Source organism: Trichocoleus sp. FACHB-46 (assembly GCF_014695385.1).
In the GTDB taxonomy this organism is placed as follows: Bacteria; Cyanobacteriota; Cyanobacteriia; order FACHB-46; family FACHB-46; genus Trichocoleus.
The window spans coordinates 1-26,007 of sequence record NZ_JACJOD010000085.1 but is presented as its reverse complement, the minus strand read 5'-3'; the positions used below and the strand labels follow the sequence as shown (position 1 = coordinate 26,007).

Below are 26,007 nucleotides of genomic sequence, written 5' to 3'. Positions count from 1 at the left end.
TCTTTTCAGGGCGGTATCGCAACCGGAGAAAGCGGTTTGGCTTACGCTTGAACTTGATTGCTGGCTTGCTCAACTATGAACTGGCACATCCCTCTTGATTCATGCAGGAGGTCTAATGATGTTATCCCTGAGGTCGCTGTCATAGTAGGGTTGGCTCATGATTTCGTTCCCAGGAGCTTGAATTCCCTGCTTGACTGACAAAACTAAGAAGCTGGAATGCGTTTGAGGACGGTGAATTCACGATTGAGAGCATCACCCTGTTGTCGTTTGGACGCAATCGCAGGCTGAGGGTCAGGTGAACAGGAGAGGAACGGATAAACGTGAATCTTCCACTGATGAGTGATAGCAAGACGAATCCAGTTCCACCCCAGCTTGAGATAGCTCGTGCCTCGTTGCCAATGCGCATCCACTTGACGACGCTTGCCTGAAGCAACGACTTGTGTCCCCTGCAATATCAGAAACAGCATGGTCAATGCAATCACACCGCATAGCTGAGAGAGGGCAAACTGATCACGCAGTCTGGATGACTCCAAGTTGAAGCCATTGGACTTGAGGTCCAAAAATGATTCCTCCACACAAAACCTGAATCGATACTGAGCAAAGGTTCGCAGACTCGTCGGTTCGTCGCTGACAATTGTCCAATCCTCGTTACTTTGCTGGTCATGGGCAAAAGCGAGATAAACATTGGGGTAGGGCTTGGTTTTGCCAATAGACACTGCAGGAGTAAAGTATGCTTGTCCCGGTTGCAGTTGTACAGACGACACCTTGCGCCACTGGCCTTGGTACTGAAATTGGAACGAGCGTTTGATGCGGATGCGAAAATGCCAGCCTAGATTCTCCTTGAGATACTTCATCAACTTGCCATCGGCAAAGCCTCGGTCTGCCAGAAGGACAATTGTCGCCTCATGGGGCAGGAGTCGTGCTACTTGGCGCAACACCCGTTGAATCGTCCACAGCCTCACAGTGCTGCCCGAATGTGCCACGACTCGCCAAGCCACTGGAACGGTCCTACCTCGGTAGACGACCCCAACCCAGACGATGCAAAAACGATTCCATACGACTGTTGTATCGAGGCCTAGGTAAAGTCGTTGGCTCTTCCATCCAGACAGGGCTTGCCCGATGAGGGCATGATGAGCAGAGATGACATCAATTCGCCGATTCGACAACCAGCGGCGAAACCATCGTTGGTGGGACTGGGCAAGTTGAGCGCGACTCTTCACATATACCCCAAACCCATTGAGGTGAACGTTTTGGTTCTCAATCATGCCATACGCCTGCAGCGGGGCGAAGCCCTACATCATCCAACAGAGTGTTTGCAGGTGACGCACATCTTGCCACTCAATATCGCATTGACGCAAATATCGAGACAGCGCATCATAAAGGCGGGAAGTCGGGGACATTGATTTGACTGTTTTGTGTAGTTACTTCTCAGCCTAAATCAAGCTCTACTTCCCTCCTAGCCTTTGTCCCAACTGCATCCCGTTTTGTCAGTCAAGCAGCTTGAATTCCTTAGGTACCACTCACTTTATGGTCTGAATTCGTTCTGCTTAACAACCTTTTACAAACACTTTCTCACTTAATTTGCTTCTTAACTTGTAAAACTTGACTGTTCTAACTTTAATCAAAGTTGAAGAATGAGAATGTAATTTATGGAGTAATAATGAAAGACAAGTATGTGTTACTGACAGGAGGCACTGGGGGGTTGGGGTTAGGTGTCACTCCTGTTGTATTAGCACAAGGTGCGCTCGTCACAGTGCCTTATCGCAAAGCGAAAGAAATAGGGCGGATCAAAGATGCTATCTCCCCCACTACTCAAGACAGACTCCAATTTACTCCTGCTGATCTGCAAGATGAGCAAGCTGTTCAACAGCTAGTAGATAATATGCCGCGAGTCGATGTGTTGATCCATTTGGTTGGGGGTTTTGCGATCGGTAAAACCCATGAGTATCCTTTTGCTGATTGGCAACGGGACTTCGGGTTAAATCTCAACACAACCTTTTTACTCTGCAAGCATAGTCTACGACGTATGTTAGAGAACGGGTATGGACGGATTGTCACGGTTGGCTCCCGGGGGGCTGTAGAACCAGGCGGACAACTCGCAGCTTATAGTGCTTCCAAAGCTGGAGTGGTTGCCCTAACTAAGGCGATCGCTGATGAAACCAAAGGAACCAACATTACAGCCAATGTGGTTTTACCCAGCATTATTGATACCCCTACCAATCGAGGAGCATTGGGAGCTGAGAATGCGCACAACTGGGTTAAACCTGAATCTTTAGCTCAAGTGATTTGTTTCTTAGCATCTGAAGCGGCTCAAGATGTTCGAGGGGCAGCAGTTCCAGTCTATGGCAGTGCTTAATGCTGTCAAGAATCGATTTTCTAGACTAGAACGCCAACGAGTATCACTGTAAAAACCACTGGAGAATTATAGCCATGCATTTATCAGCTGACCCAGCAAATCCAACACCCTCAACCATTGAGAAGAAACTTGCTCTGCTACAAAAGGTAAGAGATGAATTAGGCAGTGGAGACACGATTCGCCGTCTATTTTTTGGCGATTTGACACCCATTGCACTCCAACCAGGAGGGGCTGGCACAGTCGTCCATCTCTATAACAAAGCTGACGATGTCACTATTGCTTATTGCGCCACCTACGACGTATTTTTGGCAGCCCGACCAGGGCGAGTTATCGAATTTGATCCTGCCGAAATCAAGTAGGGTTATTATCTTTGCAAAGTCGTAAAAGCCAAACCTCAAAAAAATCGCACGAACAGACGACATCTTCAACATCAAAGAATTTGATCGGCAAGCAATGTCTAGGCTTCTGTCTGTGGCGCTCTTGATTTACCTGCCCTCAACGGGTCAGTTTCTTAGCAATCTAGTTAGGTTAAACTGTTGGCAGATAACAGGTTAACCTAACTAGATACAAGCATACTTGTGTGAAGCAGCACCGTTGAAGGAAGATGCTGGAGTTTGAGCATAGAGTCACCCTACAGGGTAAAAGTTGGTAATCCTACCCAAATTTACCAGGTGTGGCTCCTTTTTTTGCGAGCTCACTTGCTCACAGCCAAAATTTGCCAATGTGCGGTCCTCTCTCTACTTTATACTCAAGTGCTTTTACCTGAGTGCGATCGCTGTGCTAATTGCGTAAGCCCTAAAGCTCTTAAGTCAGTTTCATTCGTCTTAAATTGTCTATAACTGAGCAATCTTGGCTGGTTAGAAATTGGATCGTATTGCACACTGCAATGAGTTGCTGCTCTTGGATAACTTCAATGCAAATAATAAGCAGCGTATTTAGCCAGTAAAATCTTTCATTTTCCAAAAGCATTAGCACAAGTTAAAAATTAACGCTTAAAGGCGTTTTGTTGACATCGCTAATTCTTTCTATAAAGCCTTAAGAAGGAGAGCAAGCAGTGATTGCCCAAACTCAAGCTTCAAATCAAACACAACTCGATGAGCTATGCGTTAACACGATTCGAACCTTATCGATGGACGCGGTGCAGCAGGCAAACTCTGGGCATCCAGGTACACCAATGGCATTAGCTCCCGTTGCTTACTGTTTGTGGCAGCGATTTTTACGGTTCGATCCCGATGATCCGATCTGGGCAAATCGCGATCGCTTTGTTTTATCGAACGGTCATGCTTCAATGCTGCTGTATTCGTTGTTGTATTTGACGGGTGTCAAAGCTGTTAATGCAAAGTACGAACAATTAGGTGAACCCTCCGTTACGCTCGATGATATTAAGCACTTCCGCCAACTGGATAGCAAATGTCCTGGACATCCTGAATATCGCTGGACTTCTGGCATTGAAACGACTACAGGACCATTGGGACAGGGTGTGGCGACAAGTGTAGGAATGGCGATCGCCAGACAATGGATGGCACAACACTTTAATCGTCCTAACTTTGAGTTATTTAACTACAACGTCTACGCCCTGTGTGGCGATGGCTGCATGATGGAGGGTATTTCCAACGAAGCCGCTTCTCTAGCTGGGCATTTAAAACTCTCCAATCTCTGCTGGATTTATGATAACAACCACATCACGATCGAGGGGAATACCCATCTCACCTTTAGTGATGATATAGGCACTCGTTTTCTAGCTTACGGTTGGAACCTCATTCGAGTCAGTGATGCTAATGATTTAGAGATGCTGGAGCGAGCATTTCAAACTTTTCAGGAAACACACGATCGCCCCACGCTAATTATTGTCGATAGCCACATTGGCTATGGTGCGCCACATAGACATGATACCAGTGCAGCCCACGGGGACCCGCTAGGGGAAGAGGAAATTCGGTTAACGAAACGCAATTACGGCTGGTCTGAAGATGCTAAGTTTTTGGTACCGGAGGGCGTACAAGCGCACTTTCAAAAGCACTTGGGGCAACGAGGACATCGTCTGCGCCAAGGGTGGATGCAAACCTTTGCTGAGTACAGTGCCAAATATCCAGATCTGGCAGACCAACTCTATAAGATGCAGCATCGCCAACTTCCTGATGATTGGGAAACCGCACTGCCAACGTTTCCTGCTGATGTCAAAGGGCTAGGGGGACGGGATGCCTCTGCCAGCGTGCTGAATGCGATCGCTCAGCAGATCCCCTGGTTAATTGGTGGTGCTGCCGATCTGGCTCCCTCAACGAAAACACGGCTCACCTTTGAGGGCGCGGGTGATTTTAGTGCAGACGATCGCAGTGGGCGTAACTTCCACTTTGGCATCCGCGAACATGCAATGGCAGCAATCCTCAACGGACTTTCATTGAGTAAAGTCCGTGCCTATGGCTCTGGATTCTTTATTTTCAGCGATTACTGTCGTCCCTCCATTCGCCTCAGTGCGCTGATGGAAATTCCGGTCATCTACATCTTCACGCATGACTCGATCGGGGTTGGCGAAGATGGTCCCACCCATCAACCCGTTGAACAGTTGGCATCACTGCGAGCAATTCCGGGATTGATTACTCTGCGACCTGCCGACGCTAATGAAGTCGTAGAAGCTTGGCGAGTAATTATGCAATTGCAGCATCAACCTGTGGTGCTGGTGTTGTCTCGACAGGCATTACCGACGCTCGATCGTACCCAGTATGCGGCGGCATCCGGTTTGGCTAAAGGGGCTTATATTCTGGCAGATGCGGAGAACGGCAAACCCGATGTATTACTGCTAGCAACCGGAAGCGAAGTTTCACTCTGCATTGCAGCGTATGAACAGCTTAAGACCGAAGGAATTAAGGCGCGAGTGGTGAGTATGCCTTCATGGGAGCTGTTTGAGCAGCAAAATCAGGACTACCGCGATAGTGTGATTCCACCCTCAATTACTGCCCGTGTTTGTGTGGAGCAAGCATCAACCTTTGGCTGGGGTGAGTATGTGGGTTCGAGAGGTGCCCGCATTGTTATGCACACGTTTGGGGCTTCAGCGCCTCTAAAAGAATTGCAGCGCAAGTTTGGCTTCACGCCTGACAAAGTTGTTACAGCCGCAAAAGCACAGTTAGCAAGTTGATATTTTGTGTTCTTGCATACTTGTGTCAAATTTAGTTGCCAATTCAATAAGGATATGAACAGATGGTTACTTTACAAGCATCACAACCCAAAAACCCTTTGCAATCCCTCCAATCCTATGGGCAATCGGTTTGGTTAGACTATATTCGTCGCAGTTTAATTAGCAGTGGTGAACTCCAACATTTAATTGACAAAGATGGATTGCAAGGTGTGACTTCAAATCCTTCGATCTTTGAAAAAGCGATCGCAGGTAGCACCGATTATGACAGCGCTTTGTCAACCATTGAACAAAGCCACGATCGAGATGCCATGTCGCTCTATGAAACCTTCGCCATTGCCGATATTCAAGCAACGGCAGACCTCTTGAAACCGATTTATGAGCAAACCAAGTGGCGTGATGGTTACATTAGTCTAGAAGTTTCCCCCTATTTGGCAGATGATACACAGCAAAGCATTTCTGAAGCCCGCCGACTATGGCAGGCAGTGGATCGTCCCAATGTGATGATTAAAGTGCCTGCAACCTCGGCTGGGATTCCCGCCATTCAACAACTCATTAGTGAAGGCATTAATGTGAATGTGACGCTGCTGTTTGCTCAGGATGTTTATGAGCAGGTTGCCAATGCCTTCATTACTGGTTTAGAGCTACTGGCGGCAAAAGATGGAGACATCAGGCGCATTGCCAGCGTCGCTAGCTTCTTTGTGAGCCGAATTGATAACGCTGTTGACAACCTAATCACGGCTCAACTCAAAACTGTTACCGATGCAGCGCAGCGTGATGTGCTCCGAGGCTTATTGGGCAAAGTGGCGATCGCCAATGCTAAACTCGCTTATCAGCGTTATCAAACCATTTATCAATCGAGCCGCTGGCAGAAGTTATCCAGTCAAGGGGCACAAACCCAGCGATTGTTATGGGCAAGTACAGGAACAAAGAATCCCCAATACAGCGATGTGCGGTATGTCGAGGAATTGATTGGCTTTGACACGGTAAATACAGTTCCGCCAGCCACGCTATCTGTCTTCCGCGCTCATGGGCAGCCGAGGTCTAGTTTGACTGAAAGTCTGGATGAGGCTCGATCGACCCTAGCAAACCTACAGCAAGCGGGAATCTCTTTACAACAGGTGACAGATCAATTATTGGCAGAAGGTTTACAACTTTTCAGGAATGCCTTTGACCAATTGTTGAGTGTTGTCGAAGAAAAACGAACCGCGATTCTGGGCAACAAGCTTAACTCGCTCACCTATAAACTGCCCGAACCTTTGAACAAAGCTGTGCAAGCGTCTCTAGACGATTGGCAGCAGAACGGTAAGATTCGTCGTCTATGGGCGCAGGATGCAACGCTGTGGACAGGTACGGATGAAAACAAGTGGTTGGGCTGGCTCGGCATTACCGAAGACCAACTGGCGCACATTGACCACCTGAAGCAATTGGCGCAAGAGGTTCAAGACCTGGAGTTTACTCATGTATTGCTACTGGGGATGGGTGGCTCGTCGCTCTGCCCAGAGGTGATGAAGCTGACCTTTGGTAACAAACAAGGCTTTCCAGAACTGCTGGTGCTTGATTCCACTGATCCAGCTCAAATCAAGGCGATCGAACGTCAAATTGACCTCACTCGAACCTTGTTCATTGTGTCGAGTAAGTCTGGCAGCACGTTAGAGCCCAATATCTTTAAGCAGTATTTCTTTGATCAAGTGCAGAAACTTTTGGGTGCAGAGTCGGCAGGCAACCGCTTCATTGCCGTGACTGATCCGGGTTCTAAACTGCAACACATTGCCGAAGGCGATGACTTCCGCCATCTCTTCTTTGGTGTACCCAGTATTGGCGGTCGCTACTCTGCTCTATCGAACTTCGGCATGGTGCCTGCGGCAGCAATGGGAGTGGATGTGGCAAAGTTCCTCGATACGGCTGAAGTAATGGTACATTCCTGTGCGCCATCAGTTCCAGCCAAAGAGAACCCGGGCGTTGTCTTAGGCAATATTCTGGGCGTGTTGGCAAACCAGGGACGAGATAAAGTAACGCTGAGTATGTCACCAGGAATTGCAGATTTAGGTGCCTGGCTAGAGCAACTACTGGCAGAGTCTACAGGCAAAGAGGGTAAGGGATTAATTCCCGTGGATCAAGAACCGCTAGGTAATCCATCAGTCTATGGAGATGATCGCATCTTTGCCTACATTCGCCTAGAGTCTGCGGCTGACTCAGCTCAGGATGCAGCCGTTACAGCGTTAGAGCAAGCAGGACAACCTGTCGTTCGTATTTCCATTGCCGATCCTTATCAAATTGGTCAAGAGTTCTTCCGGTGGGAGATTGCAACAGCCGTGGCAGGTTCCATCATGGGTATCCATGCCTTCAATCAACCAGATGTGGAAGCCAGCAAAATTGTGACTCATCAGTTAACGACAGAGTATGAAAAATCTGGCACTCTTCCATCGGAAACACCGATCGCGATTGAAGCAGGCATTCAACTATTTACAGATTCCAAAAATGCGTCGGTGCTGTCTAAGGCAGCAGGAACTGATCAATCGTTAGGTAGCTACCTGCGTGCTCACCTCAATCAACTAAAGCCAGGAGATTACTGTACGCTTCTGGCATACATCGATCGCAATGATGCCCATCAAATCCAATTGCAAATAATCCGAGAAACCATTCGAGATGCGAAGAAAGTGGCAACCTGCTTAGGGTTTGGTCCTCCCTTTTTGCACTCTACCGGACAGGCGTATAAAGGTGGACCGAATAGCGGTGTGTTTCTCCAAATCACCTGTGATGATGCAACAGATATTCTAGTTCCTCAGCAGAAATATACGTTTGGTGTGGTGAAAGCCGCTCAAGCACGGGGAGATTTTCAGGTTTTAGCAGACCGCGATCGCCGGGCACTGCGAATTCATCTCAGCAAGGATGTGCAAGCAGGGCTATCTACACTGCAAACGATAATCGAGCAAATTCTGTAAGTCATTCTGCATCAATCAGGCAGTTAGTCAAGAATGATGCAATGCTGTCATCGCGCAAACTAAATGCCTTCAACCTGCACTTCCCGCAATCAACAATCCCATTGGAGAAACAACAATGCAACTTGGTGTCATTGGTCTAGGGCGTATGGGCGCAAATATTGTCCGCCGCTTGCTACGAAATAATCATGAATGTGTTGTGTTCAACCGCTCACCCAATAAAGTGAAACAACTCGCATCGGAAGGGGCGATCGGAGCTTACACCCTGGATGATCTTGTCCAAAAGCTCGATAAACCTCGTGCGATCTGGCTGATGGTGCCCGCCGGAGATCCCACTGAAGACATAGTGATGGAATTAGCTCAGAAGCTAGAAGCAGGCGACATTCTGATTGATGGTGGCAATTCTTATTACATTGATGATATTCGCCGGGCAAATGCGCTTGAATCCAAGGGAATTCATTACGTTGACATTGGAACCAGCGGCGGAGTGTGGGGGCTAGAACGTGGCTATTGCATGATGATTGGGGGACCGGAAACGGCTGTACAACATCTTGATCCCATTCTCAAAACTTTGGCACCCGGAGTTGGAACCATTGATCGCACCCCCAGTCGAGAAAAAGTAAGTGGTACGGCTGAGCAAGGCTATTTGCACTGTGGTTCCAGTGGTGCGGGTCATTTCGTCAAGATGGTGCATAACGGCATCGAATACGGAATCATGGCAGCCTACGCCGAGGGACTCAATATTTTGCATCACGCGAATGTAGGTAAACAGCAGCGGGCTGCCAGTGCTGAATCAACACCGCTCCGTAATCCAGAACACTACCAATACGACTTCAATTTGCCAGACGTTGCTGAGGTCTGGCGGCGCGGTAGCGTCATTGCTTCTTGGCTGCTGGATTTAACTGCGATCGCTCTGCTGCAAGACCCTCATCTCTCTACCTTTGCCGGTCGAATATCTGATTCAGGAGAAGGACGCTGGACGATTACAGCAGCGATCGATGAAGGTGCTCCCGCGCCCGTGCTGAGTGCTGCTGTCTATCAGCGCTTTAGCTCTAGAGGTGAGGATGAATTTGCAACTAAGTTGCTTTCTGCCATGCGCTATCAGTTCGGTGGACACATTGAAGAACATGCGGAGATTTCATCATGACGGTTGCCATTGCCTCTCATGCCGCAGTTGAACCTTTGGCTCATTCAGCTGGACCTTGCACGATCGTCATCTTTGGCGCTGCTGGAGATTTAACCAAGCGCTTATTGTTGCCTGCACTCTACAACCTGAAGCGTAGTAATCTACTGCCACAGGAGTTTGCGATCGTGGGGGTGGCTCACACTCCCATCAGCCAGGATGACTTCCGCAGCAAACTCAATCGGGACATTCACGAATTCGCAACGGTTGCCGTCGATGATCAGCTTTGGCAGCAGTTTGAGCAGCGACTGTACTATCTTTCTGGTGAGTTTCAAGATGCGAAGATGTACCAGCAGCTGCACAATTTGCTGACTCAGGTAGACCAGGATTGTGGCACTCAAGGAAACTACCTATTTTACCTGGCAACCTCTTCTAACTTCTTCTGTGACATCATTGCCCAACTGGGTGCAGCCGGGTTAGTGCAGGAGGATAACGGGCACTGGCGGCGCGTCATCATTGAAAAACCATTTGGACATGATCTGGAGTCTGCCCGCAGCTTAAATCAAAACATCAGTCACGTGCTGAAGGAAAGCCAGATCTACCGCATCGATCATTACCTGGGTAAAGAAACCGTTCAGAATATCCTGGTATTTCGTTTTGGTAATGGACTATTTGAACCGATTTGGAATCGGGAACATATCGACCATGTGCAAATTACGGTGGCGGAGACAGTTGGCGTAGAGGGTAGAGGTAACTTCTACGAAGGGACGGGGGCAGTACGAGACATGATGCAAAACCATCTGTTTCAATTATTGACCATGATAACGATGGAACCTCCTGTCTCATTTGATGCCGATGCTGTACGCGATGAGAAGTCAAAATTGCTGAAGTCCGTTCAGCCCTTTACGGCTGAGATGGTGCAAACCCAGACAGTACAGGGGCAATACGGCGAAGGCACAGTGAATGGAAAGACGGTACCTGCCTATCGATCGGAACCACGGGTTGCTCCCGACTCGACCACTGAAACCTACGCTGCCTTAAAGCTCACCATTGATAATTGGCGCTGGGCTGGGGTGCCGTTTTATTTACGAACTGGAAAATGCTTATCCGCACGAGTCACTGAGGTTGTAGTCCAATTCAAGCAAGTGCCCTCCCTTCTGTTTCGGGATACCTCGATCGATCATTTGACGCCCAATTTTCTGGTACTTCGCATTCAACCGGATGAGGGCATTAGCTTTCAGCTTGGAGCTAAGATTCCCGGACCAACGATGCAGATAGGAGCGGTGAAGATGGATTTTTGCTACGCCGACTACTTTGGCACAACTCCTAGTACGGGGTATGAAACGCTGCTCTATGACTGCATGATCGGTGACGCCACTTTATTTCAGCGATCGGACAACGTCGAGCTAGGCTGGCGTATTGTGTCACCCATTCTCGATGTCTGGGCAGCAACATCGCCGCAAAACTTTCCTAATTACACTGCTGGCACTTGGGGGCCGACGCAAGCCGATGCACTACTAGAACGAGATGGTCGGCAATGGCGGGTCGGTACAGCGTAAGAGAACTGTTCATCAGATAACGATAGCCTTTCGTACTCAAACTAAATTACGTTTCAACAACTTCCTCATCATGAGTCAAACCATTCAATCTTCTAAAATTTCTCTGCTGCTTGCAGATGTCGATGGGACGCTAGTGACCAAAGAAAAAATCTTGACCGATCGCACTCGTGCAGCCATTCATAAACTTTGGGATTCTGGTATTCGTTTCACGATTACCAGCGGTCGTCCGCCATTGGGTATGAAAACGATCGCTGATGAGCTAAAGCTGACAGAGCTAATTGCGGCATTTAATGGCGGTCTATTTGTCTACCCCGACTTCTCTACCCTGGAGGAAAACGTCTTATCTACAACCATTACTCAAGATGTGATCAAGATGATTGCTGACCATCATCTTGATGTCTGGATCTATCGCGGTAAGGATTGGTTCGTGCATGAGCGGCATGGTCCTCACGTCGATCGTGAAGAGTGGACCGTTAAGTTTTCACCTACGGTTGTTTCTAGTTTCGACGGTTTACTCGATAACGTTATCAAAATTGTTGGCGTTAGCGATGACTTGGATGCTGTTGCTCACTGCGAAACCGATGTTCAGCAAACGTTTAGCCCGCATGTTCACTGTCGGGCAGGAGCCAGTTCGGGTGGCGGCAAGCAAGTGTCTGCGGCTCGCTCTCAGCCTTATTATCTGGATGTAACTCATCCACAAGCTAACAAAGGGGCTGTTGTTGATCGCCTCTCACACCTGCTCGGAATTCCTAGACAGGAGATTGCCACGATCGGAGACATGCTCAATGATGTGCCAATGTTTGAACGCAGTGGGTTGAGCATTGCCATGGGTAATGCGAGTGCAGACGTGCAGAAACAGGCTCAGTATGTAACCACTTCTTATGAAGAGGAGGGATTTGCTAATGCGGTCGAATGGTTCATCCTGGGCAAGCGCACAGCTACAGAAATTCCCAAAAGCCGTCTTCGACCAACGGTTTAGCTCTGGAATGGATGGAACAGTCTGTCTCTGCTGTTCTAGTCCACTCCTTCGCCATATCCGTGACCATCAAGTGCATTGGTTTTGCCGAAGTTGCTGGCAGGATATGCCGTGAAAAGCGGAAGAAAGATTTTATTGGACCAGACTTTGAACATTTAGGAGAAACACAATGACTCAGCGAGTAAAAGAAATTCTCAGCTGGTATGGCAGTGATAATCCTGGAACGCTGACTAATTTGAGCCGTTTGCTCAATCACGGTAAATTAGCAGGCACCGGAAAACTAGTGATTCTGCCAGTTGATCAGGGCTTTGAGCATGGTCCAGCCCGCAGTTTTGCCCCGAATCCACCCGCTTATGATCCTCGTTATCATTTTGAGTTGGCGATCGCAGCTGGATGTAATGCTTACGCTGCACCGTTAGGGTTTTTGGAAGCAGGAGCGCGAGAATTTGCTGGTGAAATTCCTCTGATTCTGAAAGCCAATGATCACGATGCGCTGTTAGATGAATCTGATCCGATGCAAGCGTTAACTGGCAGTGTACAGGATGCGCTGAGATTAGGCTGCGTTGGCATCGGCTTCACCATCTATCCCGGTTCAGCCCATCGGTTTGAGATGTATGACCAGATTCGAGCCTATGCCGAAGAAGCGAAGCGGAATGGATTGGTTGTGGTGATTTGGTCGTACGCCCGTGGATCGGGTTTAAGCAAAACGGGTGAGAGAGCAATCGACGTGATTGGGTATGCAGCTCAGATTGCGGCTCAGTTGGGAGCTCACATTATCAAGGTGAAACTGCCGAACGAGCATATCGAGCAGGAGGCAGCACGCAAGGTATATGACAAGAACAAATCCCGATCGCCACCTTATCTGAACGGGTGCATCATGTAGTGCAATGTACTTTTAACGGACGACGAATTGTCATTTTTTCGGGTGGAGAGACCAACAGTGATGATGCCCTTCTGAATGAAATTCGAGCGATTCATGCAGGCCACGGATTTGGCTCAATTATTGGACGCAATTCATTTCAACGTTCAAAACCAGATGCGTTGCGGTTACTCAACGCCATCATGGACATTTACAACACTCACCCATCCCATGCTCCAATTCCAGTTTTGAAATAAAGGGAACAATCATGCAAAAATTAATCCGGTCTCAGATGAAGCCCGAAATTCAAGTTTTTGCCAAGCTTGAAGCGCTGACGCACGCTGCTGCTACTGAGTTTGTGCAAAAAGCCCAGCAAGCGATTCAAGCACGAGGACGATTCACGGTCGTCCTCTCCGGTGGCTCAACTCCCAAAAGTCTTTACGCACTGTTGGCAACTCAACTCTGGCGTGATCAAATCTCCTGGAATCAAGTCCACCTATTTTGGGGTGATGAACGTCACGTTCCACCAAATGATTCCAGTAGCAACTTTCGGATGGCACAAGAGCAATTGCTGTTTCAAGTTCCGATTCCACAGGAAAACGTGCATCGCATTAAAGCTGAAAATTCAGATGCTCAAGCAGTTGCTGCTGAATATGAACGAGACCTGAAACAATTTTTTCAACTCGGTGAACATGAATTTCCTCGCTTCGATTTAGTGTTGTTGGGGATGGGGGCTAACGGACACACCGCCTCTCTATTTCCTGGCACTGCTGCGGTTCATGAGCAAACTCGTTTAGTCGTTGCACCCTGGGTGGAAGAGTTGAACAGCGATCGCATTACCTTAACGCCACCTGTGATTAACAACGCGAATACAATCATCTTCTTTGTCACTGGAGTAGAGAAAGCTGCAACGTTGAAAGCAGTGTTGGAAGGACAGCATCAACTCGATCGCTTGCCTGCTCAAATTATTCATCCGGCTCAAGGAAATGTGATATGGATGGTCGATCAAATGGCAGCAAGGTTGCTATCTACTGCTGTTTCATTAACTCCCGACTAAATTATGCAACCCATTCAATCTTCCAAATCAGCGGTGATTGCAGGTCTATCTTGTCTGCTGATTTCAATCGATTGGAAGAAGCGCACATAAAGATTGACATGGTCATAAATGAGTAGCGTGAAGGTTCTGAGTTCATTCACTCCCATTTGCTGCATCTATGCAGTCATTGGCGCTATTCCAGTTTATGACGACATTCAAGCCTTCCTGAATCTCCTGATGAATACGCTCATCGTGTAAGTAACGACACAAAAAGATCGTTTTGATAGCTCTCCCTAGCTCAACCAAAACCAAGACTGGGTATTTGACATTGTTGCGGGTGAACTGAATCTTTAACTTCTTCAACTTATGCTGTGATGCAAGCAAATCGTCGCGATTTGAGTTTTCTGAAACTTTGCTTGATGCTTCAACGAAACATTTCAAAAGTTTTCAACCTATCCGTTCCTTCTTGATCGAATCGACACCATCACTGGAGTAAGTATGAAGCTGGAAGGCCAAGTTGCGCTGGTTACGGGTAGCAGCCAGGGAATTGGACAGGCGATCGCCATTCGTCTCGCCCAAGAAGGAGCGAGCGTTGTGATTAACTACCGTTCTCATCCAGAGGGGGCAGAGGAAACCCTCTCAAAGGTAAAAGCAGCGGGTGGTCAATGTCATATGGTCGATGGCTTCACCGTTCAAGCCGATACGGGTATGGTTGCTGACGTGCAGCGCATGATTGCAGACAGCATCACTCACTTTGGCAGACTAGACATTCTAGTCAACAATGCTGGAATCGAGAAGAACGCAGACTTTTGGGATGTGACTGAGGCAGACTATGATGCCGTCATGAATGTGAACTTAAAGGGTGTATTTTTTGCCACTCAATCCTTTGCCAAACATTTGATGGAGACGAAGCATCCTGGCAAGGTGATCAATATCAGTTCGGTTCACGAAGAATTGCCCTTTCCTCACTTTGCGGCTTATTGTGCCAGTAAGGGTGGCTTAAAAATGCTGACTCGTAATCTTGCGGTTGAGCTAGCTCCCTTTGGGATCACGATTAATAATGTGGCACCCGGTGCGATCGAGACACCCATCAACACCAAGCTACTAAACGATCCAGAAAAATTAGGCGCACTGCTGAGCAACATTCCGCTAGGGCGATTAGGCAAACCGGCAGATGTGGCCTCGATTGTCACGTTTCTCGCATCAGCTGAGTCTGACTATGTGACTGGAACCACTTTCTTTGTCGATGGTGGATTGTTGTGGAACTACCAAGAACAGTAGTTATGACCCCAGAAGAAGTTCGATTACAGCAAGACCGGGAACGAACTGCCTACTGGAAACGTTGGGGGCCTTACCTCAGTGAGCGGCAGTGGGGAACCGTGCGAGAAGATTACAGTCCCTATGGTGCCGCCTGGGATTACTTTTCCCATGAACAGTCACGCTCACGTGCCTACCGCTGGGGTGAAGACGGCATTGCAGGCATCTCAGATAGTCGGCAGCGGTTATGTTTTGCGATCGTGCTTTGGAATGGTAATGATCCCATCTTAAAAGAACGGCTGTTTGGCTTAACTGGCCCAGAAGGCAATCACGGTGAGGATGTCAAGGAGTATTATTTTTACCTCGACAATACACCTACTCATTCTTACATGAAGTGCCTGTATAAGTATCCACAGCAGGCATTTCCCTATACTCAACTGGTAGAAGAAAACCGTCACAGAAGCAAAACTGAGCCAGAATTTGAGCTGCTAGATACTGGGATTTTTGCGGAGAATCGCTACTTTGATGTGTTTGTGGAATACGCCAAAGCCTCACCTGATGATATTTTGATTCAGGTGGCGATCGCCAATCGTAGCTCAGAAGCGCACACATTACATCTGCTACCTACGCTCTGGTTTCGCAATACCTGGGACTGGAATCTGGAGAGTGAAAAACCGTTCATTAAAGTGGTAGACGAGAAGGAGTTCAGCGTGGTTGAAGCGGCTCACCCCACTTTGGGAACCCGTTGGCTTTACTGCGAAAGCGGCGCAGATTTAATTTTTACAGATAATGAAACGAACTACAGCCGACTGTTTGGTGTTGGCAACCAATCACCTTATGTGAAAGATGGCATCAATGATTATGTTGTCGAGGGACAGCAGGATGCCGTGAATGGCGATCGCATTGGCACCAAATTTGCCGCTCACTATCAGCTATCGATTGCACCAGGGGAAACAAAAACTATTCGCTTACGACTGAGTGATGTCGACACTGTTGCTGAACCGTTTGGTGCAGAATTCACTCATCTTTTTGATACACGCAAGCAGGAAGCCGATGAGTTTTATGGACGAATTTCTCCCTTCCCCATGTCAGAAGATGAACGCAACATTCAAAGGCAGGCATTTGCGGGCCTACTGTGGAGCAAACAGTACTATCACTATGTGGTGCAAGACTGGCTAGATGGCGATTCCGGGCAACCACAACCACCCGCTGAACGCAAAGAAGGACGCAACCGTGAGTGGAGCCACTTGTTCAGCGAAGATATCCTTTCGATGCCCGACAAATGGGAATATCCCTGGTTTGCCGCCTGGGATCTGGCGTTTCACCTGATTCCGTTGGTGGTCATTGATCCCGATTTTGCCAAGCTGCAACTCGATCGCCTAACTCGCGAATGGTACATGCAGCCCAACGGTCAGCTACCCGCCTACGAATGGGCATTTAGTGACGTGAATCCTCCTGTGCAGGCATGGGCAGCGCTGCGGGTGTATCAAATTGAGCAGAAGTTTTATGGACGGAGCGATCGCCAGTTCCTTCAGCGGGTCTTTCATAAACTGTTACTCAACTTCACTTGGTGGGTCAATCGCAAAGACGTGGCAGGCAAGAATGTGTTTCAGGGTGGCTTCCTGGGACTGGATAACATTGGAGTATTCGATCGCAGCAAGGAGCTGCCTACAGGCGGCTATCTCAATCAGGCAGACGGCACCAGTTGGATGGGAATGTATTGCTTAAATATGCTGGCGATCGCTCTGGAACTGGCAAAGGAAGATAAATCTTACGAAGATATTGCCAGCAAATTTTTTGAACACTTTCTCTATATTGCTGATGCGATCGATGGCATTGGAGATACCAACATTTCGTTGTGGAATGACGAAGATGGGTTCTACTATGACGCGCTGCAATTGCCACAGGGGCAGCAGTTGCCGCTCAAAGTGCGATCGATGGTGGGGTTAATTCCCCTTTATGCCGTGACGGTTCTGGAATTAGAAACATTGGAACAATTTCCAGGTTTCAAAAAGCGGATGCAGTGGTTTATTCAAAATCGTCCAGATTTGAAAAACAATATTGCCTGCATGGAAACTCCGGGTATGGGGGCCAGACGATTGTTGTCGATTGTGTACGACGCAAAGCTAAAGCGAATTTTGCAGCGAATGTTAGATGAAGACGAGTTCTTCAGTCCTCACGGCATTCGAGCGATGTCCAAATATCATCAGGAACATCCCTATGTGCTGGAATGCCCTGGAGATAGCTACTACGTCCATTATGAACCGGCTGAATCAACGACTGGTTTATTCGGCGGCAATTCAAATTGGCGTGGACCGATCTGGTTTCCGGTGAATTATCTAATTATTGAAGCACTCTGGCAATTTCACAGCTATTTTGGAGATGAGTTTAAGGTAGAATGCCCCACAGGTTCGGGGCAGGAAATGACGCTGCGGGAAGTGGCGATCGCCCTCTCTCATCGTTTAGTTGCCCTGTTTGAGCAAAATGAGTCAGGTCGCCGTCCGATCTATGGCGGCTTAGAAGCCTTTCAATCAGACCCGCACTGGCGCAATTACATTCTGTTCCACGAATATTTTCATGGTGACAACGGTGCGGGGTTAGGAGCCAGTCACCAAACTGGATGGACAGGATTAGTCGCTGCCATGATTCTCCAAAATGCTGAACATCGGGCACAGGGAGGTTAAGGTGAAAACGCTGAAACAGCATTGGCCCGAATACCTCATGGAAGCGGCACTGCTGGGGCTGTTTATGGTCTCCGCAGGGGTATTTACGGTCATTTTTGAATATCCCAACTCACCAATTCATCAAGCGATCGCCAATGCCGATTTGCGCCGATTGTTGATTGGTGTAGCAATGGGAATGACGGCGATCGTCCTGATTTATTCTCCTTGGGGCAAACAATCCGGCGCACACATGAACCCCGCAGTCACACTCACTTTTTATCGACTGGGCAAAGTAAAACGACAGGATGCTGCTTTCTACGTTCTATTTCAGTGCTTGGGTGGAGTGCTGGGAGTTTATCTAGTCGTCCTGGCTTTGAGGAATGGATTCACCCAACCGCCTGTCAACTACATTGTTACGGTACCAGGAGCAATGGGCTGGCTTGCTGCTTTATTAGGTGAGTTTGTGATTGCTTTTATCATGATGCTCACCGTTTTACTGACCAGTAACCACAAAAAATTCAGCCGTTACACAGGCATCTTTGCGGGTTGCCTGGTGATGCTTTACGTCTTTTTAGAAGCACCGCTCTCCGGGTTCGGTATGAATCCTGCCCGTAGTTTCGCCTCCGCCTTTCCTGCACAAATCTGGACGGCATTTCCGCTCTATATCTTTGCTCCATTGGTTGGAATGTTTTCTGCTGCTGAATTATATCTGTCTGTATTTGGGCAACGCTCTGTCAAGTGTGCCAAACTCGATCACCATACGTACAAACGCTGTATTTTTCGCTGCAACTACAACCAGGAGGGTGAGGTCGATTTAAGCGATCGTTTAAGTAGGTTAGGTTGAGCTTTGCGAAACCCAACCTCAAGGCTCTGAACGTTAGCAACATTCTACATGTTGGGTTTCATCCCTCAACCCAAGCTACCTCTTCTTACTTCTAAGAGAATTACTTATGACCGTCAACACTGACTACGACATTATCATTATTGGCACAGGTGCAGGAGGTGGCACGCTGGCTCATCGGCTTGCTCCTACTGGAAAGAAGATTTTGATCTTAGAGCGTGGGAGTTTCTTACCGCGTGAGAAAGCGAATTGGAATGCTAAAGAGGTTTATCAGAAAGAGCGCTACCACACCGATGAGATGTGGTACAACCTTGGGGGCAAATCCTTTCGCCCAGGTGTAGGGTATTGGGTTGGTGGCAATACTAAAGTTTACGGTGCGGCACTCCTGCGAATGCGGGAGCAAGACTTTGATACAGTCGCTCACCATGAGGGAGTTTCCTCTGCTTGGCCCTTAAAATATCGAGATTTTGAGTCTTATTACACAGAAGCAGAAAAACTCTATAACGTGCACGGGTTGCAGGGTGAAGACCCAACTGAGCCACCGATGAGTGAAGGCTATCCCCATCCTCCTGTGAGTCATGAACCTCGAATGCAGGATATGAGTGATGGTTTTCGGCAGCAGGGCTTACATCCCTTTCATTTGCCATTAGGAATTAAGCTGGATGAGGTAAATCCAGAGTTTAGTCCCTGCATTCGTTGTAACACTTGTGATGGGTTTCCCTGCCTGGTTCATGCCAAAGCCGATGCCGATGTAAACGCAGTGCGTCCGGCTCAACAGCACAACAATGTCACTTTAATAACGCAAGCTAAAGTAGTGCGGCTACACACCAGCGCATCAGGGCGAGAAGTGACTGGGGTCGAGACAGAGATTGAGGGACAATCGCAGCTTTTCACCAGTGACACTGTCGTGGTTTCCTGTGGCGCAATTAACTCTGCGCTTTTACTCTTGCGTTCTGCGAGTGATCAGCACCCTGATGGTTTGGCAAATCGTTCAAACCAGGTGGGACGTAACCTTATGAAGCATTTGGCAACGGCAATTCTGGCACTCAGTACCAAGCCAAACCCAGCTGTCTATCAAAAGACGATCGCCATTAATGATTTCTATTGGGGGGAGCCAGATTTTCCTTATCCAATGGGACAAATCCAAAATACGGGCAATGTGTTGGGGGATATGATTCCGGCTGAAACACCTGCTGTATTAGCACCGCTTGTCAAACTGGTTCCGGGTTTCGGCCTTGAACAAATTGCCAGTCATTCAACGGGATGGTGGTTACAGTCTGAAGATTTACCCGATCCAGACAATCGAGTTCGGGTAATGGATGACAAGGTCTGTTTGGAATACAAACCGAACAATACAAAAGCACACGATCGCCTGGTGCAACGCTGGATCAAAGTATTGGAGACTAATGATCACTCGATGCAGCCCTTTATCATTCCAATGGGTATTTATCCGCGTAACAGTATCCCTTTACAGGCAGTAGGGCATCAGTGCGGCACCTGTCGTTTGGGTGAAGATCCAATTACCTCAGTGCTTGACCTTAACTGTCGCACCCATGATGTAGACAATCTCTATGTAGTGGATGGCAGTTTCTTTCCCTCGAATTCTGGCGTGAATCCTACACTGACAATTATTGCGAATGCGCTACGGGTCGCGGATCACTTACAAGACCGGATGAAATAACATCCTAAACAATTGGGTTGGTGTTGCACAAAGACTTTTTACAGATGGATATTGAATTTGGGCGAGAAATCTGCGGTACGCTGCCAACAGCCGAATCGCGAGAATGGCTAGTTACCAACGGTATTGGCGGGTATGCCTCTGGCACGATTGCAGGACTGTTGACCCGTCGCTATCATGGCTTACTCATTGCGGCACTAAATCCGCCATTAAGACGCACCTTACTCGTCACCAAACTAGATGAAACTGTTCACTATGATGAACAGTCTTATTCGCTTTTCACGAATCGTTGGACAAACGGCACGGTGAGTTCAGATGGATACCATCGCATCGAGCGATTTTTCCTGGATGGGACTACTCCTGTTTGGCAGTTTGGCTTTAGCGATGTCCAACTTGAGAAGCGAATCTGGATGCAGCCCGGAAGCAATACCACCTATGTGGAGTATACGTTGAGTCGCGCCACGCAACCGCTGCAACTGACGCTACAGGCGTTTGTTAACTATCGCGACTATCACGGCAGCACTCAGAGCAATGGATGGCAAATGAGTGTTGAAGCGAGCGCCCAAGGCATCCAAATTACTGCCTTTCCGGGTGCGGCTCCAGTTTATTTACTCAGCAATTCTGCCAGCGTCACTCCGGCTCATGAGTGGTATTACAACTTTGATTTAGCGGTAGAACGCGATCGCGGATTGAGCGATCGTGAAGACCATCTCCATGCCGCAACTTTTACCATCACGCTTGAACCAGCGTCATCTTTCACAATCGTGGTTAGCACCGAACCGCAACTCGATTTAGAGGGTGAAAGCGCCCTCAAATTAAGAACGGCTCATGAGCAAAAGTTAATTCAACTGTTTGAAATCAGCCGTCCGATTCACGCTGAGAAAACTCCAGACTGGATTCATCGACTGGTGTTAGCTGCCGACCAGTTTATCGTTGATCGCCCTTCATCCAATGACCCTGTGGGCAAAACTATCATTGCTGGCTATCACTGGTTTGGCGATTGGGGACGCGACACGATGATTAGTCTATCAGGACTAACGCTGTCTACGGGTCGTCCAGAAATCGCCCGATCGATTCTTCGGACCTTTGCTCAATATGTTGATCAGGGGATGTTGCCCAATCGCTTTCCCGATGCTGGAGAAACCCCCGAATACAACACAGTTGATGCAACGCTCTGGTACTTTGAAGCCATCCGCCAATACTACTGTGCAACGGAAGATGATAGTCTGCTGCGTGACCTGTTTCCTGTGCTGGCAGATGTAATTGACTGGCACTGTCGCGGCACTCGTTACAACATTCACCTGGATGCGTCCGATAGCTTACTCTATGCCGGAACAGCAGGAGTGCAGCTTTCCTGGATGGATGCCAAAGTTAATAATCAGGTGATTACCCCTCGGATTGGCAAACCGATTGAGATCAATGCGCTCTGGTATAACGCGCTTCGTACTATGGCAAAGTTTGCGCGGCAGATTGGCAAACCCCACCAGGATTATGAAGCGATCGCCAATCGTACCTTAGCTAAGTTCTCTCGCTTTTGGAATGAAGCAACTGGATACTGCTACGACGTAATTGATGCACCGAATGGAGACGATGACTCGCTGCGACCCAACCAAATTTTTGCTGTGTCTTTACCTCAAAGTCCACTCACGCCATCTCAACAGCGGCAAGTGGTAGATGTATGTGGAAAAAAACTGCTCACCTCTCATGGGTTGCGATCGCTCTCTCCTGACCATCCCGATTATGCAGGACACTATGGTGGAAAGGGGGCTGAACGCGATCGCATTTACCATCAGGGAACCGTTTGGGGTTGGCTACTCGGAGCTTTTGCCTTGGCACATCTGCGAGTTTACAACAATCCAGCACAGGCGCAGAAGCTCCTGGAACCATTGGTAAACCATCTCACCACACATGGACTGGGAAACCTTAGTGAAATTTTTGATGGTGATGCTCCCATGACGGCAAGAGGCTGCATTGCCCAAGCGTGGACAGTTGCCGAAGTTTTGCGTGCTTGGTCAATCATTGATGACCATCACCACTGCGTCCGAAATGTGACCCCCACCCAAAACAAAATTGGCAAATAACTCGACTGTAACTGCTATCAATTGGGACAGGATTGAGGTTCGAAGCTGTAGTGCTGCTATGATGTGGCTCGAGAGAACCCTCAAAAGCACTGAAGGCAAGCAAAGCAAATAACAGCCGCTGCGGCTCAACACTTCGACAAGTCAGCAATTCTCAGATAAGAATAATTCTCACTTAGATATCTGATTTCAGTGGCTTCAAACGGCTAGACCCTGCATTCTGTCGTTCAGGTGATCAGGCATAAAAGTCTTTGAAAGTCCTAGTATTAGTACAAATGTTTCAAAATGAGAATTGCTGTCGACAAGTGCCACAACGCTCAAAACCTTAAGGGTTAGTGCTGTTTCTAACATCAGTTCTTTCCCAAACGATCAGCGCTATCTGAGCGATCGCCTTGTATTGTCCATCGACTCGACACTGAGAATATCTCGACTCATCGTTCCTCCATCACGATAGGTTTCTCTGGACAACTGGTTGTTCTCCTTGTCGAATTTCTCGCTCTAAGAAGTAGTTGAGCAACGTTCGCAACAACACGATCGCGCCTAGGTTTAAAATATCTTGGCGCGTCGGAGCAACTGCTGTGAGAAGAATATCACTAGCAACGGTAAATTCCAAACCTAACGCCAATACCCGCCCCAGTTGCAGGCGAATCACTTTGGTGGCATCGGGCTGCTGCCTCCGCGAGAGTAGTTGGCGGATGTAACTCAAAAGACCGCGCATGATCGCCTCACCAATGACAAGGGCTGCGGCAATTTCTGCCCCTGCCGCTAAATAGCTAACGATGACTTTCAGCCATGCCTCTAATAGACTGACTGACTCGGCAGTCTGGTTGTTCTGCCCTGCATTCAAGCTCAGCAGCAGCACCAAGCCTAAAATGAGAAAGAGTGGCAACAGCAAGTTGATCAGGGACTCTCGCGACGGATCTTGTTTCATACACTTCTACAACTGTGTCGTAAATATTTCTTAGTGGCGAACGACATACCTCGCTGAGACAGTTCTGTTGCAAAATAAGTTGGCGGTAAGGTAGGAAAACCTTCAACTCTTGCATCTAGCTTTTCTATGTCTAATGCATTTCTATTCAAATGGCGGCGCTTTGTACCTGAAATCGTCCTGTTCAATGTTTGGTGGTACTTGAAGAACGTAACCGCTAGGAATATCATGATCTCGTTATCAACCGGATTGAGCAGTATCAACTCCCTAGCAAACTAGACCGGATCGAAGTGCCCGAATTGCTGCTTGAGTTCGATCATCGGCGCAAAGTTTTTTAAGAATATTGCGGACATGGATTTTGACTGTACCTTCAGCAATATGTAGCTTTTCAGCAATCATAGGATTTCGATAGCCATCCACAATCAGTTGTAATACCTCTAATTCACGTTGAGTTAACGGTTCGGCAGCAATAACTTGCATGTATTTTGGTTCAATGGCTCGAATTGCAACCGTCTTAATAGAATTGGTGTCATCGGATTGATCTGAATAAATATGTTGCAACAATTCAGCAGTTTCTTGAGCAACATGGGTGAGAGCGTGATTCAGAGGAAAATTAACTTGAGATAAAATATTGAGAGGTTTGGAATTACCTTTGATTAATAATGTATTAGAGGACATAAGGCTATCTCCAATGATAGAGTTTGAAACATCGGCAGATTCACTAGTTGATAGAACACCGTGAATGAGAGTGACTAGCACAATTAGTGCACAACAATGTAGATGCGATCGTGGCTCTTGAAGCGATGGTAATCACATACCCTAAAGCAGCTCCGATCGTATAGCGATGATCTACACCAAACCCCAGAAATTCAGATAGTTCCGTACTAGTGAGTAACCTATGCTCTCAATTGTTGACTAATATGGCTTTCGTTTAAGCCCAACCGCTGAAACAGGCGATCGTACTCTCTTAATTGCTGCTTCAATTGGAGCAGATCTTCAACAATCTGTTCAAACTCAATTTTCTGTAACATCAAGGTTGCATGGGCTGATGCATCAAGTTTTACATCATTTACTTCATTACCCCTAGACGAAGCGTAGTCACCAGTTTCTAGTGATAAGTTAAAAGCCCGGAAGAATATTTTCAGCGTGCCTTTATCGACTTTGACTTCGCAACTTAACAATCGACTGACAGTACGTTTATCAAGAAGAGATCGGGCACTCAGCTCTTCATAGGTGTGGCGCTCACCGTATTCGGTGTGTAATACTCCCGCTTGAACCAACTTTTGCCATCCTCGCTGGGACAGGAACACGCCTCGATTACGACTAGGTTTTTCAGAACAACGATGTGATTGGGGGCGATCAAGCTTATGTTGCCAATGGTAGGCATTCATTGAAGCAGTAGAAATAAGTTCAGCATGTGGAAGTTGAGTCATTGATTTTACCTCAATTTTCTGATTGGTTTTCAATATGCCATCAGATCGATCCAGGGTTTTCGCTCTGGAATGGCTGAGACATCAAACTTTGCTACACCAATGGCGGAACCTTGTTGTAGCGCCTCAGTTTCGGTTAAATCGACATGCGCCAGTTCCAGATTAATGAATAGGAAAGGGTGACACGAGAGCCAAAGCATTGAAACATTCAGGCAAATTCCAACCCAATGTAGCCACTGCCAAGTACGATCAGGTGCTCAAATAACTGTTTTAGCTCCATGATCATCTCCTCGTTGAGAATCCAGCTTCTTTGAGCCCAGGCATGAGTGGAATCAACACCATTGTTTTAGCGGCAATGCAAGCGAAATTGTTGTAGGTGTCGCCAATCTTGTTTGAACTGTGTTTCACTAAAGCGGTCTTATGTCCACTGACGACCAGCGCAGGGGCTAAAGTTTTACCTGCTGTATGTAATACCACCGACGATAATGTCATCGTAGTATTCGGTGTCCATTTGTACCTCAGTTGCCTCGAACTTAATATAGGCAATTGACGCTTACTTGTCGTCCACTCAGAGTTGGTACTTCTACACAATCAAATGGTGATAAATCAAGCTATCTCAAAGTAGAAAATTGACTCCGACTTTAGTTGGAGTATGGATTTGAACTAAAGTACGACCATAAGTATTACAGTTGTACTTGTTGGGATGATGTTTGAGATCGCTTACGGTAGTGGTAGTAAAAGGCAACTACTGGATGAGCTTTACGCCAGTAAGACCAATGAAGAACATGTTCGAGCAACCAAACTTTTAGAAATCAAAGTTTCCAAACTCAGCACTTCATCTCCCAAATGCTCGACTTGATAATAATCTTCGGGCTGCTTTGAACACTGCTATAGGCCCAATTAGAGTCAAAAGGAGAGAGCTGTTATCAGCTTCAATCATTGGTTCTACTTGAGCACGAAGAACTGTCAGAAATACCTAAGCCGCTAAAACTAGGGCGTGTTTTAAAACTACAGGCACATCATGATAGAGGCTAGAGTCAGCATGGCAAGGTAGTTTTCAGCTTTTTTCTCATAGCGCGTTGCAATGCGACGGTTTTGCTTCAAGCGATTGAAACAGCGCTCCACCTGATTCCGTTGACGATAGACAGACTTGT

General features: G+C 47.6%; 21 protein-coding genes and 3 pseudogenes. 16 read left to right on the top strand and 8 right to left on the bottom strand.

Features of this window, described 5'->3' with window-relative positions; translation table 11 throughout:
* A pseudogene (locus H6F72_RS29115) lies at nucleotides 1–98 on the top strand (IS5/IS1182 family transposase); the annotation flags it as partial.
* A 105-nt stretch (nucleotides 99–203) separates the two neighbouring features.
* Here the strand turns inward: H6F72_RS29115 and H6F72_RS29110 are convergent.
* Entirely contained in the window at nucleotides 204–1,265 is a 1,062-nt protein-coding gene (locus H6F72_RS29110) for a transposase (RefSeq protein WP_190443450.1), read from the bottom strand.
* A 395-nt stretch (nucleotides 1,266–1,660) separates the two neighbouring features.
* Between H6F72_RS29110 and fabG the strand changes: the two genes are divergently transcribed.
* From fabG to pgl, 10 genes are all read left to right on the top strand, one after another.
* On the top strand, nucleotides 1,661–2,356 hold the full coding sequence (gene fabG, locus H6F72_RS29105) for a 3-oxoacyl-ACP reductase FabG (protein WP_190443448.1): 696 nt from the start codon (nucleotides 1,661–1,663) through the stop codon (nucleotides 2,354–2,356).
* Nucleotides 2,357–2,430: 74 nt separating this feature from the next.
* On the top strand, nucleotides 2,431–2,715 hold the full coding sequence (locus H6F72_RS29100) for a hypothetical protein (RefSeq protein WP_190443446.1): 285 nt from the start codon (nucleotides 2,431–2,433) through the stop codon (nucleotides 2,713–2,715).
* Between the two features lie 695 nt (nucleotides 2,716–3,410).
* Entirely contained in the window at nucleotides 3,411–5,486 is a 2,076-nt protein-coding gene (gene tkt, locus H6F72_RS29095; protein ID WP_348252658.1) for a transketolase, read from the top strand.
* Nucleotides 5,487–5,548: 62 nt separating this feature from the next.
* Nucleotides 5,549–8,428 (top strand): bifunctional transaldolase/phosoglucose isomerase, encoded by a 2,880-nt coding sequence (locus H6F72_RS29090; protein ID WP_190443443.1) that lies wholly within the window; start codon nucleotides 5,549–5,551, stop codon nucleotides 8,426–8,428.
* A gap of 115 nt (nucleotides 8,429–8,543) precedes the next feature.
* Complete coding sequence (gene gnd / locus H6F72_RS29085; protein ID WP_190443441.1) at nucleotides 8,544–9,572, top strand: phosphogluconate dehydrogenase (NAD(+)-dependent, decarboxylating); 1,029 nt, start codon at nucleotides 8,544–8,546, stop codon at nucleotides 9,570–9,572.
* The gene (gene zwf / locus H6F72_RS29080; protein ID WP_190443439.1) at nucleotides 9,569–11,107 is read left to right on the top strand and encodes a glucose-6-phosphate dehydrogenase; all 1,539 of its coding nucleotides are present in this window, start codon (nucleotides 9,569–9,571) and stop codon (nucleotides 11,105–11,107) included. The genes gnd and zwf overlap by 4 nt, the downstream gene beginning before the upstream one ends.
* A gap of 70 nt (nucleotides 11,108–11,177) precedes the next feature.
* Nucleotides 11,178–12,086 carry a Cof-type HAD-IIB family hydrolase gene (locus H6F72_RS29075; RefSeq protein WP_190443437.1) on the top strand — a complete coding sequence of 303 codons (909 nt, stop codon included), beginning with the start codon at nucleotides 11,178–11,180 and terminating at the stop codon, nucleotides 12,084–12,086.
* 166 nt (nucleotides 12,087–12,252) lie between these two features.
* A complete protein-coding gene (locus tag H6F72_RS29070) occupies nucleotides 12,253–12,966 on the top strand; it encodes a class I fructose-bisphosphate aldolase (protein WP_242017218.1) in 714 nt (237 codons plus the stop codon).
* Entirely contained in the window at nucleotides 12,966–13,199 is a 234-nt protein-coding gene (locus tag H6F72_RS30655; RefSeq protein WP_242017217.1) for a hypothetical protein, read from the top strand. Before H6F72_RS29070 ends, H6F72_RS30655 begins: the two co-directional genes overlap by 1 nt.
* Before the next feature lie 11 nt (nucleotides 13,200–13,210).
* The gene (pgl, locus tag H6F72_RS29065; protein ID WP_199299383.1) at nucleotides 13,211–13,999 is read left to right on the top strand and encodes a 6-phosphogluconolactonase; all 789 of its coding nucleotides are present in this window, start codon (nucleotides 13,211–13,213) and stop codon (nucleotides 13,997–13,999) included.
* Between the two features lie 132 nt (nucleotides 14,000–14,131).
* On the opposite strand, the pseudogene H6F72_RS29060 reads toward pgl, so the two are convergent.
* A pseudogene (locus H6F72_RS29060) lies at nucleotides 14,132–14,323 on the bottom strand (Tn3 family transposase); the annotation flags it as partial.
* 153 nt (nucleotides 14,324–14,476) lie between these two features.
* On the opposite strand from H6F72_RS29060, the gene H6F72_RS29055 reads away from it, so the two are divergent.
* From H6F72_RS29055 to H6F72_RS29035, 5 genes are all read left to right on the top strand, one after another.
* Nucleotides 14,477–15,259 (top strand): glucose 1-dehydrogenase, encoded by a 783-nt coding sequence (locus tag H6F72_RS29055; RefSeq protein ID WP_190443435.1) that lies wholly within the window; start codon nucleotides 14,477–14,479, stop codon nucleotides 15,257–15,259.
* A gap of 2 nt (nucleotides 15,260–15,261) precedes the next feature.
* Nucleotides 15,262–17,919: a glucosidase gene (locus H6F72_RS29050; protein WP_190443433.1), complete on the top strand. Its 2,658-nt coding sequence runs from the start codon at nucleotides 15,262–15,264 to the stop codon at nucleotides 17,917–17,919.
* A 1-nt stretch (nucleotide 17,920) separates the two neighbouring features.
* Nucleotides 17,921–18,742, top strand: coding sequence for an aquaporin (locus H6F72_RS29045; protein ID WP_348252656.1), 822 nt, complete (start codon nucleotides 17,921–17,923; stop codon nucleotides 18,740–18,742).
* A gap of 106 nt (nucleotides 18,743–18,848) precedes the next feature.
* Complete coding sequence (locus H6F72_RS29040) at nucleotides 18,849–20,420, top strand: GMC oxidoreductase (RefSeq protein ID WP_190443431.1); 1,572 nt, start codon at nucleotides 18,849–18,851, stop codon at nucleotides 20,418–20,420.
* Nucleotides 20,421–20,464: 44 nt separating this feature from the next.
* Nucleotides 20,465–22,498 (top strand): amylo-alpha-1,6-glucosidase, encoded by a 2,034-nt coding sequence (locus H6F72_RS29035; protein ID WP_190443430.1) that lies wholly within the window; start codon nucleotides 20,465–20,467, stop codon nucleotides 22,496–22,498.
* Between the two features lie 442 nt (nucleotides 22,499–22,940).
* Here the strand turns inward: H6F72_RS29035 and H6F72_RS29030 are convergent, their stop codons facing one another.
* From H6F72_RS29030 to H6F72_RS29005, 6 genes and pseudogenes are all read right to left on the bottom strand, one after another.
* Nucleotides 22,941–23,426, bottom strand: a complete 486-nt coding sequence (locus H6F72_RS29030; protein WP_190443428.1) for a DUF1622 domain-containing protein — start codon at nucleotides 23,424–23,426, stop codon at nucleotides 22,941–22,943.
* Nucleotides 23,427–23,690: 264 nt separating this feature from the next.
* Nucleotides 23,691–23,888 (bottom strand): annotated as a pseudogene (locus tag H6F72_RS30650) (LuxR C-terminal-related transcriptional regulator); the annotation flags it as partial.
* A 431-nt stretch (nucleotides 23,889–24,319) separates the two neighbouring features.
* Nucleotides 24,320–24,856 carry a hypothetical protein gene (locus H6F72_RS29020; protein ID WP_190443423.1) on the bottom strand — a complete coding sequence of 179 codons (537 nt, stop codon included), beginning with the start codon at nucleotides 24,854–24,856 and terminating at the stop codon, nucleotides 24,320–24,322.
* Nucleotides 24,857–24,885: 29 nt separating this feature from the next.
* Nucleotides 24,886–25,053 (bottom strand): hypothetical protein, encoded by a 168-nt coding sequence (locus H6F72_RS29015; protein WP_190443421.1) that lies wholly within the window; start codon nucleotides 25,051–25,053, stop codon nucleotides 24,886–24,888.
* Between the two features lie 82 nt (nucleotides 25,054–25,135).
* The gene (locus H6F72_RS29010) at nucleotides 25,136–25,345 is read right to left on the bottom strand and encodes a hypothetical protein (protein ID WP_190443419.1); all 210 of its coding nucleotides are present in this window, start codon (nucleotides 25,343–25,345) and stop codon (nucleotides 25,136–25,138) included.
* 516 nt (nucleotides 25,346–25,861) lie between these two features.
* The coding region (locus H6F72_RS29005) for a transposase (protein WP_190431025.1) at nucleotides 25,862–26,007 on the bottom strand (146 nt) is incomplete at its 5' end.